The sequence below is a fragment of the Bradyrhizobium zhengyangense genome (assembly GCF_022012435.1).
Classification (GTDB): domain Bacteria; phylum Pseudomonadota; class Alphaproteobacteria; order Rhizobiales; family Xanthobacteraceae; genus Bradyrhizobium; species Bradyrhizobium zhengyangense.
Map to the genome: position 1 here is coordinate 163,385 of NZ_JAKLUA010000010.1, position 13,415 is coordinate 176,799.

Consider the following 13,415-nt stretch of genomic DNA (forward strand, 5'->3'; position numbering starts at 1 on the left):
GTCCAAGCCGCCTAGATCTGGATCAGCAGATGGCCAAGCGCACCAAGGAGACACGTCGGCCGCCCGCGAAGATCGCCGATGTTGCGCGGCTCGCGGGCGTTTCTGTTGCGACAGTGAGCCGGACGCTGGCGCGGCCGGCGGTCGTGAGCGAGGATACCCGCAACCGCGTGCTCGCCGCGGTCCGCGACACGTCCTATACGCCGAACATCTCGGCGAGGAATCTACGCGTCCGCAAGACCATGGTGGTGCTCGTGGCGGTGCCCGACATCGCCAATCCGTTCTTCGCCGAGATTCTGCAGGGCATCGACGATACGCTGTCGGCCGCCGGTTACGGTCTCGTCATTGCCAATCTGGCCGGTCCGCCGGAGAAGGAGGCGCGCTACGTCGATCTGGTGTGTGCCGGTCAGGCCGACGGTGTGCTGCTGCTGTGCGGTCACGTGATGCGGAGTCGCGACCGCGACTTGCGCGATGCGCACGTGCCGCTGGTGGGAGCCTGCGAGTATATTCCCGGGGCGAGCTTCCCGCAGATTTGCATCGACAATGTCGGTGCCGCGCGCGAGGCGGTGCGGCATCTGATCAAACTCGGGCATACCAGCATCGCCTATCTGTCGGGACCGCAATCGACGATCCTGGAACGACAGCGCCTCGAAGGTTACAGGCAGGCCCTGAAAGAGGCCGGCATTGCTGCCGTCGACGGCTTGATCATGCCCGGCGATTTCACGTTTCGAACCGGTGTCGAGGCCGGGCGCGCACTGCTTGCGCTCAGCCCGGAGGTCCGTCCGACCGCATTGTTCGCCGCCAATGACGAGATGGCGATCGGCCTGATCAAGACCGTGCACGCGGGGGGACTGCGGGTCCCGCGCGACCTTTCTGTCGTCGGTTTTGATGGCATTCCCTATGCCGATTATTGCGAACCGACGTTGACCACCATTGTCCAGCCGCGCCGGGAGCTCGGCGCCAGCGCCGCCGCCGAGCTGATTGCACTGATGACGACGGAGAAGTCAGCGGTACGCAAGGATATCGAGCTTCCCGCGAAGTTGGCATTGCGCGACAGCACGTGTCCACCATCGACTCGCAGCACCTAGCTGCCAACGGTCATTTTGAAAGCGCTACAGAAAGTATCGCAAACAGAGCGCGATCACCGCTGCTCTGAGCTACCTGTTGGCTTGTCGCATACCCGTGCGCCAACTCGACGTTTGCCTCGGAAACGTGCCATTTCCATAGCGCAGGCTCCTGATGGATCACGGTGACTTCCAGAAGCCGCGGCGTGAAATAGGTTTTCATGCCACGACTATGCGCCGCTACACACGGTGAGTCCATCTTCTGCTTCATGGCCCGGTCCAGGCGGCTCTCGCGTCATGCATGAGCCTGGTTGCCCGACTCCACTCGTTGCAGCGTCACTTCGGTGGGCTGCCCTCGCATTTCGCGGCCGCCTTATCAGCCTCGAGCATTTCGATGGCGCATCGGATCATCGCCAGGCTAAGCGAGTCCATTCCCGGGGCTATCAACCTGCGGAACTGTTCAATCTCGTTGTCGATTCGGTCGCACTCGTTGCACATGGACGTCCCGCGGCTTGGAGGCGGGAGCAACAAGCTCAGTCACCGATAGTCGCCTAGATATCCGAAAAGGTGATCAAGCTTAAAGCCGCTCTTCCAGCCGCGTTCCCTGAAGCTGCAAAAAATGAGACGCAGACCGCACCTGACCAGGTAAAGGTCGGCTTCGACACGGCGGGCTGAAGTCCATCACCTCGGGCAGGACCAGTCCAAATCTAGGACGGCGCCCGAAGTCCCGGCGAGGTCAACCACTCGTTGATCTCTCCAGCAACATCGATCTGCCTGGCCTTTCGCAAGAGCTCCGTGCGGCGAATGCCGACCGGCATCCCCTTGGCCTGCAGGCGGAGATTGATCGCCTCTTGCGCGAGGCGATATTCGAATGTCGAGGATTGTCCTGGGGATCGATGAGCCGACATATTTGACGCTCCGCTGCGGGGTTGAGCGGGAGCGCAACTTGCGTCCACATCACCGATAGATGCTAAGGGCGGCGCGGTGGTAGCGGGACAATGCGCCTTTACCTGCCGGATAGCGAGCGCATTGTTTGGGTCCGAGCAGGAACCATGCGCGAATTGCCGAGTGCTAGCCGCGGACCCGCTGAGCCCTGAGCAATTGGCCGATCGCACGTTGAGCCGCGACGATAGCCTCCGCTCGGTTGAAGGCGATCCCTGTTTTGGGGGATCGACCATGTCGCTCAAACGACCATTTCCAGCCCGATGGATTGAGCGTCTGGACGACCGTGTATTCAATACCCTGATATTGCATGCGCTATCACAGCTCTGTGTCGAATCAACCCGTCTGCCGCGACTATGTCCGGTCAATCATCATTGCTTGAAGTCTTGTTTGAACGATCGACGCGGACAGCTCTAAACTCCGCAGGCCCGTCAAGCAGGCGATGCTTTCGTATCTGCCGTTCCTTGGGACTCGCCGAGCTGTCTGCCTTGTCCTCCAATGTCGCGGTGGCCAAGCGAAGGGCCCGCCTTCGTTGGCGGACGACCCTGCGACCTCCCGCATCTTCTTCCGTCATTCAATCGGGCCTCTGAATTGGAGCGCAGCCGATCGGGCTCGCCCGCGCGATCGACGAGACTCAGCAGCCGCGGCAAATATTCTTCAGCTTTGCAGCTGTTCGGGCCTCTTCCGCAAGGAATGGATCCTTGTCTCCCGACGACCCGGCGATGCCGTTTTCGGCAGGTTTCGCAGTCTTTGGCGGAAACGCCGCATCGTAACAGGAGAGGCGCGCACTGGTGCTCTCGATCGCTCGGCAACTCGGCTCCTTGACGGAAGCCGCTAACGCCGATGCGCCGATTGCCGATGCGAGCAACAGCGCTGCCGTCCAAGTGACTGGTCGAGCCTTCTTCATGCCGAATATCCCATCGCTATTTGCTCTTGCTGGCCCAGGACGGACGCTCGCCGGTCCAAGCCGGAAGAGCATCCCACTCGGACCAACGCATCCGGCGCTCCTCACCTCCGACCCTCACGAAAACAAAGGGCGCATCGTCCCGGCCCGTTTTCGAGCCAACGAAGATTGCTGGAACTCCGTAAGCATCCCTGATGATTGCTGTGTTTGCCATCTTCGGCTCCCGCTTGGCTTGAACTGGCTCCAGCGCCTGCATTTTGACGCATGGTGATCGAACGAGCTTACCGCTGTAAAATGGCCGCGATCGTAATCAGCAGCGCAGGGAAGACGGGCACCAGCAACGGTGGTACGGGCCACTCACGAATGTCGGATTTTTCGGGATTTGACATCTGACCGCCTTTTATCGGGTCAAGGCGGGAGCGCGACGCTCTCAGTCACCGATAACAGCCACGTAGCGCGCGGTGATACCAACAGTCTAGCAGCGTTCTCGACAGCAAGCGAGATCAATCTCAACCGATGGTTCGCCGATTGTCCAAGGTGCGCGCCTTACGCAAGCTCATCCGTCCACACCTTGAAGCTGACGAGTGTGTTGGGCCCGAAGGTCTGGGTAATCGGAACATCTGCGGCATCGCGGCCCTGAGCAATCAGCACGCGGCCGATTCGCGGAGTGTTGTTGCGTGGATCGAAAGTGTACCAGCGACCGCCGAGATAGGCTTCGAACCAGCCTGCGAAATCCCCGACAGCGTGGGGCGGCGGGATGCCGATGTCGCCGAGATAGCCGGTACAATAGCGCGCCGGAATGTTCATGCAGCGGCACAATGCGATCGCAAGATGCGCATAGTCGCGGCAGACGCCTTTGCGCTCGTTGAATACTTCCCAAGCGGTCATGGTGGGCCGCGCGTGCTCGTAGCCGAACGCGATGCGATCATGCACGAAATCGCAGATCGCCTGGACCCGTGGCCAACCCGGCGCCACTTGCTCGAACAGCTTCCATGCGATGTCGGAGAGCCGATCGGTTTCGCAGTAGCGGCTGCCGAGCAGATAGACGATGGTATCAGATGGAAGATCCTCCACCGCGTGTTGCGTGGCGGACGGCGCGATCATGTCGGGCAATCCGCTATCGCGCACCGTCCCTTCGGCAGCAAGGCGCATGCGACCGGCGGGCGCAACGAGCCGGTTGCACCAGTTTCCGAAGCCATCGCGGTAGGGCGTGATCGGCACGGCAGGCTCGGTGGTGAGGTAATCCGGCACAATGATGTCGGATGCCCGGGTAAAGTGCATCCCGACCACGGCAATCAACGGCGTGACCTGCTCGAAGTCGTAGATTATTTCGAAGCCAACACCGATCTTCATGCTTTTGGCCTGACCCCGATTGCATCGACTCGAATTGGCTGCGTGGATGATCGCGCTGACAAGGGTGACCTCCGGCCGTCACTTCAAGGTAGAGGCTTCCTTGGTGATGGCCGAGATCGAACTGCCAGACTTGCGAACGACGCTGATAAACTGCTCATCCGATAGCTTGAGCCGCTTGCGCAGGAGCTTGACCTGCACTTTGTCTCTCAAATCCAGCGAATTGCGGAAGTATGTCGGCTTGCGCCTGTACATGTGAATCTCTCGCGATGAAGGAGTAGACCGGATCGCGACCAAGCGGGCATTACGCCGCTCCGGCCGCGATGGTGACTGTCCCGCTGCTCGCGAAGATTCTGTCGCCACGAAGCCAACCTTCTCAAGGAACCCGTGTTCCACTGCCTTGATAATTATCTCGTCCTTGGACGAATTGGAGGGCAACCGGAAGAACCCCGGAAGGTCGCATGCAACAAAAACGCCGCCCGCTTAAATGAAGCGCAGGCGGCGGCTCTCCAGCCCCGGGAGGGAGATTGTAAAATCCCGATGTAGGTTTGTCTGACGGGATGACGCAAGGTTCAACCGGCGAGCGATCGCGCTTCGGATTCCCGTTCACCCGGCACGGCAGCAATCGCGGATGGTTCCTGGCTGGAACCAAAACAAAGCGCTCGCTATCCGGCTGATAACAGCGCACAGTCCGACGACCATCGAGCGGCCCCTTAGCATCTATCGGCGATGTGAACGCAAGTCGCGCTCCCGCTCACCCCCTACAGCGGAGCATGAGCATGTCAACTCGACGATCTCCGGAGCAATCGAGCACGTTCGAAGACCGCCTGGCGCAAGAAGCGATCAGTTTGCGCCAACAGGCCAAGGAAATGCCCTCTGGCGTTCGCCGCACGGAGCTTTTGCAAAAAGCGCGGCAGCTTGACGTTGCCGGCGAGGTCAACAAGTGGCTGACGTCGCCTGGCTTACAGCCACCATCTTGAACTCAGGTGTTAGCGTTAGAAAGAGCCGCTTCCGGCGTGACCGTCGGTGCAGACCGGCCCCAGGGCTGTGAATCCCTGCTCATGAGGGTAGGGAACGGGCGTCATGCGGCGGAGTTGACAACCATGACACTTGTCAGCGCTCTCGAGGAGTCGTTCGACATCGCCTGGAGCTTTCTTGAGAAGTCCGGCGAGTTGAGAGGAGCGGCGGAGTCCGAGGACATCCTTCTGAATTCGATCGAGCAGCAGCTGCGCAAGGGCGAGCGAAGGAAGCTCATGCTCGCCAACAGGGCGATTTCAGCCTACCGCGCGCAGGTCGCGAGGATTCCGGCGTTCAGGGGGAGGATACTCGAGCTCCTGGAGGGACAATGATCAGGAACGAAGCGAATGCCCGCCACGTGCGGGAAGCCAACAAATCATTCAAGGCGACCAGCAAGGCCAAGCCACAGACCGACTATGCGAAAGCGGAGCAATCCTTTCAGGAAAATCGCGAACGCCTGAAGGCGGAGCGTCTGGCAAGGGAAGCCCACGCAAAGGATGCTTCGAAATAGCCTCTTCTGCAGATGGCCTCGTGTCACCCTGGTCCGGGTCTAAAGCATCGAGAGAACGACGATCCCGTCTTCAAGCTCTCCGGAAGCAAGGCGCGCCCGCGCGATCTGCTCGAACTCCGTGCGATATTTGTGGAGATAGCTGAAGGCCTGCTTGTCGGTCTGAAATGTCGTCGTCAGTCTGCATATCTGTCGCGCCGCCCCGTGCGCGAGAGTAAAGGTAATGGTTCCACCACCGTCCGACTTGGCTCTGGGCACGATCAGCACTCCGGCTTGGGACGGTCATTGAAGCGGGTTATTTTGGCGACTTCCTTGCGCGCTTCTTGGGCGCCGGCGCCGGCATCGCTTCCGCTGCAGCGGCGTCAGCGGCTTCCTTGGCCTGCCGCAACTCGCGCAGTCGCGCCATGTTCTTGCGAACCTCGAGGCCCTGGCGCTCGACATCCGCGATCGCCCGTACACCTTCTTCCGCGGCCAGACGCTGACGCTGGGAGCGTGCAATTGCTTCGGGCGACGGTACTGCCGATTTCCTGGCGCTCATCCTTCACCCTGTCATGCAATGGGCAAAACCCGCTCAATCCAGGGATCGAGCGGGTACCACGGCCGTTTCAGTACATCCGTGAAACGGCGCTACGAAATCAGGCCAGCGAGAGGTTCTCTGCGCTGACTTTGCCCCGCATCTTGTCGGTCTTGGCTTCGAAATTGACCTTCTGGCCCTCGGCGAGGCCCGCAAGGCCAGCACGTTCGACCGCGCTGATGTGAACGAACACATCGTTGCTGCCATCGTCCGGCTGGATGAATCCAAAGCCTTTTTGGCCGTTAAACCACTTCACGGTACCTGTCGTCATGTTCTTCTCCAAAGCGCGCACGCGCGCGCCGCGCGACAATCACGCGGACGTTTCAACTTCGTCGATGTCTTTGGAAAAGGAGCCCGCGGGCACGTTCAACAAGGCACAGCGGCTAATCGAATGACGTCAATATACACATCATCTGCGCTTTTACAAGGAAGGCAGCCAATTTGTTTTCAATCCTGCGGTTTTGACGCTGCGCGGGCCTAGTTCCAGGCAGAACGCCGGCGCGCGCGAGAGGCCTTTATCGATTGACTTGGCCGCGCGAGGGTGGTCTCGTCGTTGCCACTGAACCGCATCGCCGTAACGTGCAAACCTGCTCGTTCGAGGCCGGCGAAGGCATCCGCGGTCACTCTCATTCTCCCATTTGTAACAAGTCTCCTGCGCAATCGGCTGCGTGCAGGATCACCTCATTTCGCAGCCCAGCGAGGAGTTTCAATGCAGGTTCTTGTTCGCGACAACAATGTCGATCAGGCGCTTCGCGTTCTGAAGAAGAAGATGCAGCGGGAAGGCGTCTTCCGCGAAATGAAGCAGCGGCGTGCCTATGAGAAGCCTTCCGAGCGAAAGACGCGCGAGAAGTCCGAAGCCATTCGGCGAGCCCGCAAGCTCGCCCGTAAGCAGGCCATCAGGGAAGGCTTATTGCCGGCACCTCCGAAGAAGAAGCTCCCCGAACGCAAGCCACCCCTTCCGCAGACTTCGGCGTCCGCCACCCAGAAAGCTCTGATTTCCTAAGGGCGAGAAGCGACAGATGCGCTGTCCCTATCAGCCTCGGATTGAGCCTGGCGGCACCCTCCTCGATCAGGAACGCCCCGTTGACGCTCGTGTTGAAGCAGGACCACATCAAAGGGTGATGCGGTGACGCGCTATTATTTCGACATCAGGGACAGCACCGGGCTCTATCCCGACGAGGAAGGGCTGGAGTTTCCAACTCAGCGTGAAGCTGAGGTAGAAGCAGCCGAGACGCTGGCAGGCCTGGCGCGCGATCTCGCGAGCCTGGATGAACGTCAAGACGTTGCAGTCGAGGTGCGAACCGACAGCGGGAGCCTGTTTCAGGCGGCGTTCATCTTCAGCGGCAACAGAACAACACAGTAGGGCTGGCGGAGCTTCAGCCTGATCAGTTCCCGGGCGACGCAAACTGCTCATGAATTGGCCGGCTTTTTCGAAGCCTAGGATCATGAACTCCCACATCGCCCGCGGCCAGGACCGCGATCTATGCCAGGCTGGCTATGCCCGCGTCTCGCAAACGGGCAAGGACCGCAAGGTCACGCTTAAACCATTTCCGGTCTGATCGCGCGGCGAGCACGATACTATCAAACATCGAGGATCGTTCGAACCGTCCCAGCCCGATATTCAGAGCGGTGCCATCGAAGTCCAGGGCCTGCCAGTTCGATGCGGCCAGAGCGTTCCGCGTTACCAACACGTGTCGCTCGGGATCGAGCTTTATCTTGTCCCCCGGGATGGCTTCGAAGCTGATCCCACCTGGAAATTCGGCCTGAGCGATGTCGAGCGCCCAGTCGGACGTGGCATAGAATTCCTTCACAAAGAGATCGTGAGCTTCCCGACGTCGTTGATTTTCTTCAGTGGTCGCCTTGGAACGCGAGAGCAGGCTTCCGTTTATCTTCGCGGCACTGATGCGACCGGAAAGCACAACCCGCTCGAAAACGCATCCCCAAAGAAATAGCGGGGCGTCTCCGAGTCGCTTGAGACCTCGCAGAGACACGTCACGGAACACCCCCTCGTATATCGAGCAATTCATCTGCGAAGCCCGCTCAAGGTCTATCCGCTCAAACAGGTTAAGCGGCGCCCCCTCACCACGGCGGGCGACGCACCCACTGAACTCGCAATCGACGGCGGTGAAATCCGACAGACGGACGCCGGACGCTTTGCAAAAGAACCGTCCTCCGACGACTTCTGTAGGCATTCCCTCGGCTCTTCGCCCTATGCGTTTGACCGGAGTGAACGGTAGCGTTACCAGGAAATATCTGCAACGGATCAGACGCGATTTCGCGCTCGGCCAATCGATTCCGGTCTATCCCGATAGCCGGACAATTCAAGCTCGCGAGCGCGGACCAGGTTTCCACTTTGCCTTCGGAAGCAGGGAGCCGTGGACTTCGCTTACCATTTCAGTTCAAGCGATCAGGCCCAGCCAGCAGTCGCAATACAATCCCGAACAATTCGCTCTGCGAGGAGATGCCGAGCCGCTCATAGGCGCGCTTGCGATAGGTCAGGGTCGAATGCAGGCTGATGCCGAGCTCTTGCGAGATCGCCTCCGAGCTGAGGCCGGAGAGTATGCGGCGGCAGACCTCCTGCTCGCGCGGTGTCAGCGCGGCAAGCGGCGCGCGTGTCGCGAACAACGCGGCGAGATTCTGGTCGGGCGTTGCAGCCGGCTGGAAGTGACGGGCGACGCTGGCGCCGATGACAGGCGCGATGGCCTGCAGCCGTGCACGCTCGGCATCGGCAAAGCGCCCCTGGGCGGTGATCCGATAGAAATTAACGTAGAAGCAGGTGTCGCCGGCCCAGATCGCGGTGGCACATTTGTCGACGATATCGGAATCGTTGAAGAAGATTTTCCGGTAGCGCGCGCCGTACATGCGCGGGGCGAAGGACGGCAGCATGATCGGTGCACCGCCCTCGCCTTCGAAAAGCGCATCACGGTTGGGATCGGATTGGTGAAATTGCCCGGCATAGGCGGCGCCGAGATCGCTGCCGGTCGGGATATTGCCGGCATCGAGCAGGCAGCGCGCCGCACCCGCGCGCGTCAGCGCGAACACCATGCAATGACCGACGCCAGCCTGCCTTCGCAACGTGTCGATCAGGATGCTTGGAAAGTCGGGACGACCGATGGCGAGCACCGCGGGCGTGACATCGCCCGCCGCAGGAGTTTGGGCCATCGTGTGGGGCCGCATGGGGTTCCTCCGCAAAAGTTCTTTTGGCGGAAGATAGCAGCAAGGGGGGATCGTCGGAAGGCGCCGTCCCGATTGTGCGCCCCCTACCCTGCCGCCGCCTTCACTGGCGCGACATTGATCGCGAGCTTGCCGTAGCGGTCAGTGAAGGCCTCGGTGTCGATCTCTTCCAACTTGATCTCGCCGCTCATGACGCCCTGCTTCCATTCGGCCTGGGCCGGGTCGTTCTGGAACTCCGGCATCACTTCGCGGCCGAACAGCTCGAGCGATTCGCAGATGTGCTCGTGGCTGTTCTTGCCGGCCTGATTGAGCAGAATGACCTGGTCGATATGCGAGGATTGGAAGCGCTTCAGCTTCCTGCGGATCGTCTCGGGCGAGCCGATCAGGCCGCCGCGCAGCGCGGCCTCCTGCGCCTCAGGGTTCTCGCGCTTCCACTTGTTGTATTCGTCCCACATGTTGACGGTGTAGGGCGCCGGCCGCTGGCGGTTCTGCGAGGCGCCGTAGAAGCGCAGCGCGAACTGGAAGAAGGTGGCGCCGTCGGCGCGCGCACGCGCCTCTTCATCCGTCTTGGCGCACATGAAGAACGACACTAGCGCCATGTTCGGATTGATCTCGTAGTCAGCGAGCTTTGCGAGACGCTTGGTCATGGCGTTGTAGTAAGCGTGCACCCAGGCATGCGCGGCATCGGCGCTGACGAACTGGAAGCCGAGCGCGCCAAAGCCGTGGCGGCCGGCACGCTCGATGGTCGGCAGCTGCGAGCAGGCCATCCATAGCGGCGGATGCGGCTTCTGCACGGGCTTCGGCACGACATTGCGCAACGGGATATCGAAATACTTGCCGTGATGTTCGGAGCCGGCATCCCTGAACATCGGGAAGATCGCGGCAACGGCCTCCTCGAACACTTCCTTCTTGGTCTCCATATCGCGGCCAAACGGCGTGAGCTCGGTGATGGACGCGCTCTCGCCCATGCCGAACTCGCAGCGGCCGTTGGACAAGAGGTCGAGCACCGCGACGCGCTCGGCGACGCGCGCCGGATGGTTGGTGGTGAGCTGGAGGATACCGTGGCCGAGCCGGATGTTTTTCGTGCGCTGGCTCGCGGCGGCAAGAAACGATTCCGGCGAAGGCGAGTGCGAATATTCTTCAAGGAAGTGATGCTCGACCACCCAGGCATGGTCGTAGCCGAGACGATCGGCCAGTTCCATCTGAGAGAGCGCGTTCTGGTAAAGGGCGAGCTCGTCGCCGGCCACCCAGGGCCGCGGCAGTTGCAGCTCATAGAAGATGCCGAACTTCATGACGCCTCTCCCAGTTTTCTTGCCCGCTTATTCTTGTTGCGGGCATCTTAATGCGTGAGGCGGCGCTGTCTACGCAGTCGCAATTCCGCCTTGCGGGAGAACGGGCCTCATCACGCGGCGGCCATTCAGCGCCACGCCGATGAAGGTGAAGCGCACCATCAGGTGATAGCTCGCGAGCATCAACGGAATCGCGACGACGGGAATGATTGCGAACTTGACCAAAGCGGGCCAGTCGAACTGCGACAGCGCGACCTGCAATGCCATCACGATCGGCAGATGGATCAGATAGAGCCAGTAGGAGGCATCAGCGAGATAGCGCCGGGTCGGGCTGAAGCCGGACATGAAACGGAGCGCAAGGCCGAGGGCCGCGAAGGTCGTTATCCAGATCGCGGGCGCATAGAGGATGGCGGAGGCCAGCCGGAGCGTGGCGAAGCTGTAGGGCAGTTTTGGCGCACCCGGAGCAGACAACATCACGCCGGACAAGACGAAGCTGATCAGGATCAGGCAGAGCGCGAGCAGGAGATAAGCAAGCCAGCGCCGCTCGAGGATCCGCAGCAGACCGATCTGCCGATGCAACAGCCAACCGACGCCGAAGGCGCTGCCGAAGCCGATCCAGGCCTGCGCATTGGTGATGAGCGAGTGATCCGGCGTCTGCACACCCATCACATTGACCCATCGTGGATCGAGGCAGAAGGCGATGCCGATGGGGATCGCCAGAACCAGCGGCGCCAGCGGATTGCGGATGATCCCAGCGAAGAGGCGGTCAACAACCGCCCGCAGCGAGCCCGACGTATCGAGCCGGACGATCGCGCCGCGCAGCAGCAGCATGGCGGCATAGAGCTGCAGCAGCACATAGAGAAACCAGAGATGGGTCAGGCGGAAATTCGGCAAGGACGGCAGCCAGCGGGACGCCCATTGGATCGAACCGCCATTCGGAAAGTCCGCCGCCCAGGTGATCACCAGGGCGATCGGCACGAACAGCAGCGGCCAGCCGATCACCAGCGGCAGGGCGATCCGCTGCAACCGGTCCGTGACGAAGCCGAAGGCGCCGCGGCGATGAAAGTTCATGCGGGCAAAGAAGCCGGCCATCAGGAAGAACGTCGTCATCCGGAACACATGGATGGCGAAAGACAGCAGGCTGAGCATGAGGCTTGGATGGGTGTCCTGTATCAGCCAGAACCGGGGCGAGGCCGGCACGAACGACAATGTCGCGTGCAGGACAATGCCGAGCAGCAGCGCGATCCCCCTGAGCGCATCGAGCGCGTGGAGCCGTTCGGGTGCGGAGGTGACGGCGCTCGCATGTAACATGGGGCTCTCGCTGGCTGGACAGGGCTTTCGTACACTCTGCCCAACCGGGGTACGTCTCTCTCGCCCGATCCAAGAATCGGCTAGCCGATTTCTCGTTGCGGCTCGCCGATGTCAGCGATGACCGGCCGGCTCAGCGCCTCGCGCCGGAATTCGGTCGGTGTGACGCCGGTCTCAGCCTTGAAGGCGCGGTTGAAAGGTCCGATCGACTGGAAGCCCGCATCCATGGCGATGGTCAGCACCGGGACCTCCCGTTGCGTCACATCGGAGAGGGCCAGCCTGGCATCCTCGATGCGATAGCGGTTGAGGAACGCATTGAAGTTCCGATAGCCCAGCCCCTCGTTGATGGCCTGGCGCAGCCGATGCTCGGGAACCGCTAACCGGGCCGCCAGCGCCCCGATCGCGAGACCTTCCTGCCGATAGGTTCGCTCCACGCTCATCAGGTGGTCGAGGCGCCGCAACAGGATCGGGTCAACCACGACCCGAGCCGTCGGAGCACGATCGGTGCCGCGCGCATCGCCGGACGCGATGGCCGCCGTGGCATCGTTGGCGGGCACGGCCGGCGGCGTGGCGAGAGTACCTACCCCGGCCATCATCGCCACCACGAACAGGACGAGCGCGGTGGGAAGGCTGCCGGGCGCGCCGGGGACAGCGACGGGAATGGCGGCGAAGCCGGCACTGGCGAAGACCACGATGAGCCCGACATTGATCGCCAGCATCGCCAACCGCAGCCGGCGGCGCCGCGCCACCAGATCGGCACGCCAGGTCTTGACGGTCTGCACCGCGGCCGCGAGCGCCAGCGCCAGATTGACCAACGCCAGGCCTCTGCCGCCGGCTCCGGCCAAAGCGGGCGAGTAAGCCCAGCCCAGCGTGAGCACAAAGCCGAAGGCCACGATGCCCAGCCACATGGCGCCGTGCCATCGCCTCAGCACGAAATCGTCGTCAAACGCCGCACGTGCCCATAGCCAGAACAAGGCCGGTTGTGCCGACATGATCGGCAACACCCACCACCATGACGATTTGGGAAAGAACGGAGCCGTCGCGATGGCATAAAACACGCCGCCCGCCGACATGGCCATGCCCAGCAAAGCCTGCTGGCTGGTGGCCCGACGCAGCAGCGCCGCAAGAATGATCAACAGGAACACGCCGCTGGCCGCGCCGCGAAGCCCGAGATCGATGGCCGTGAGCCCCATCACACCCTGCCGTCTCCATCAGAAGCTCAATTTTCGCATCGCCTTCGCGCGTGCACAATCCAAAATTGCGCTTGCGGTCGCGCCGACTGCGACAT

At 61.5% G+C, this 13,415-nt stretch carries 17 protein-coding genes; 5 read left to right on the forward strand and 12 right to left on the reverse strand.

Annotated elements, in window-relative coordinates:
• The first annotated feature begins 29 nt into the window (after positions 1-29).
• Positions 30-1,085: a LacI family DNA-binding transcriptional regulator gene (locus L6637_RS27385; protein WP_237872562.1), complete on the forward strand. Its 1,056-nt coding sequence runs from the start codon at positions 30-32 to the stop codon at positions 1,083-1,085.
• Between the two features lie 10 nt (positions 1,086-1,095).
• Here the strand turns inward: L6637_RS27385 and L6637_RS27390 are convergent, their stop codons facing one another.
• The 4 genes from L6637_RS27390 to L6637_RS27405 form a co-directional block, all read right to left on the reverse strand.
• The gene (locus L6637_RS27390; protein WP_237872564.1) at positions 1,096-1,332 is read right to left on the reverse strand and encodes a hypothetical protein; all 237 of its coding nucleotides are present in this window, start codon (positions 1,330-1,332) and stop codon (positions 1,096-1,098) included.
• 436 nt (positions 1,333-1,768) lie between these two features.
• Positions 1,769-1,969 (reverse strand): hypothetical protein, encoded by a 201-nt coding sequence (locus L6637_RS27395; RefSeq protein WP_237872566.1) that lies wholly within the window; start codon positions 1,967-1,969, stop codon positions 1,769-1,771.
• Positions 1,970-3,453: 1,484 nt separating this feature from the next.
• On the reverse strand, positions 3,454-4,260 hold the full coding sequence (locus L6637_RS27400; RefSeq protein ID WP_237862861.1) for a transglutaminase-like domain-containing protein: 807 nt from the start codon (positions 4,258-4,260) through the stop codon (positions 3,454-3,456).
• A 78-nt stretch (positions 4,261-4,338) separates the two neighbouring features.
• Positions 4,339-4,512, reverse strand: a complete 174-nt coding sequence (locus L6637_RS27405; protein WP_237862862.1) for a DUF3606 domain-containing protein — start codon at positions 4,510-4,512, stop codon at positions 4,339-4,341.
• Positions 4,513-5,360: 848 nt separating this feature from the next.
• Here L6637_RS27405 and L6637_RS27410 point away from each other — a divergent pair.
• Positions 5,361-5,606: a hypothetical protein gene (locus tag L6637_RS27410; protein WP_237862863.1), complete on the forward strand. Its 246-nt coding sequence runs from the start codon at positions 5,361-5,363 to the stop codon at positions 5,604-5,606.
• Positions 5,603-5,785: a hypothetical protein gene (locus tag L6637_RS27415; RefSeq protein WP_237862864.1), complete on the forward strand. Its 183-nt coding sequence runs from the start codon at positions 5,603-5,605 to the stop codon at positions 5,783-5,785. Before L6637_RS27410 ends, L6637_RS27415 begins: the two co-directional genes overlap by 4 nt.
• A 39-nt stretch (positions 5,786-5,824) precedes the next feature.
• On the opposite strand, the gene L6637_RS27420 is transcribed toward L6637_RS27415, so the two are convergent.
• The 3 genes from L6637_RS27420 to L6637_RS27430 all read right to left on the reverse strand — a co-directional run bounded on the left by L6637_RS27420 (position 5,825) and on the right by L6637_RS27430 (position 6,627).
• Positions 5,825-6,040, reverse strand: a complete 216-nt coding sequence (locus tag L6637_RS27420; protein WP_377803182.1) for a hypothetical protein — start codon at positions 6,038-6,040, stop codon at positions 5,825-5,827.
• Between the two features lie 37 nt (positions 6,041-6,077).
• Positions 6,078-6,320, reverse strand: coding sequence for a transcriptional regulator (locus L6637_RS27425; protein ID WP_237862866.1), 243 nt, complete (start codon positions 6,318-6,320; stop codon positions 6,078-6,080).
• A 97-nt stretch (positions 6,321-6,417) separates the two neighbouring features.
• The gene (locus L6637_RS27430; RefSeq protein WP_237862867.1) at positions 6,418-6,627 is read right to left on the reverse strand and encodes a cold-shock protein; all 210 of its coding nucleotides are present in this window, start codon (positions 6,625-6,627) and stop codon (positions 6,418-6,420) included.
• 438 nt (positions 6,628-7,065) lie between these two features.
• Between L6637_RS27430 and rpsU the strand changes: the two genes are divergently transcribed.
• Positions 7,066-7,359 carry a 30S ribosomal protein S21 gene (gene rpsU, locus L6637_RS27435; protein WP_237872568.1) on the forward strand — a complete coding sequence of 98 codons (294 nt, stop codon included), beginning with the start codon at positions 7,066-7,068 and terminating at the stop codon, positions 7,357-7,359.
• 123 nt (positions 7,360-7,482) lie between these two features.
• A complete protein-coding gene (locus L6637_RS27440; RefSeq protein ID WP_237862869.1) occupies positions 7,483-7,719 on the forward strand; it encodes a DUF6894 family protein in 237 nt (78 codons plus the stop codon).
• 118 nt (positions 7,720-7,837) lie between these two features.
• On the opposite strand, the gene L6637_RS27445 is transcribed toward L6637_RS27440, so the two are convergent.
• From L6637_RS27445 to L6637_RS27465, 5 genes are all read right to left on the reverse strand, one after another.
• The gene (locus L6637_RS27445; protein ID WP_237862870.1) at positions 7,838-8,548 is read right to left on the reverse strand and encodes a hypothetical protein; all 711 of its coding nucleotides are present in this window, start codon (positions 8,546-8,548) and stop codon (positions 7,838-7,840) included.
• 202 nt (positions 8,549-8,750) lie between these two features.
• Positions 8,751-9,533, reverse strand: coding sequence for a helix-turn-helix transcriptional regulator (locus L6637_RS27450; protein WP_237872570.1), 783 nt, complete (start codon positions 9,531-9,533; stop codon positions 8,751-8,753).
• 83 nt (positions 9,534-9,616) lie between these two features.
• Positions 9,617-10,822, reverse strand: a complete 1,206-nt coding sequence (locus tag L6637_RS27455) for an LLM class flavin-dependent oxidoreductase (RefSeq protein WP_237872572.1) — start codon at positions 10,820-10,822, stop codon at positions 9,617-9,619.
• Between the two features lie 69 nt (positions 10,823-10,891).
• Entirely contained in the window at positions 10,892-12,130 is a 1,239-nt protein-coding gene (locus L6637_RS27460; protein WP_237872574.1) for an acyltransferase family protein, read from the reverse strand.
• An 80-nt stretch (positions 12,131-12,210) separates the two neighbouring features.
• Complete coding sequence (locus L6637_RS27465) at positions 12,211-13,320, reverse strand: AraC family transcriptional regulator (protein ID WP_237872576.1); 1,110 nt, start codon at positions 13,318-13,320, stop codon at positions 12,211-12,213.
• Positions 13,321-13,415: the final 95 nt, after the last annotated feature.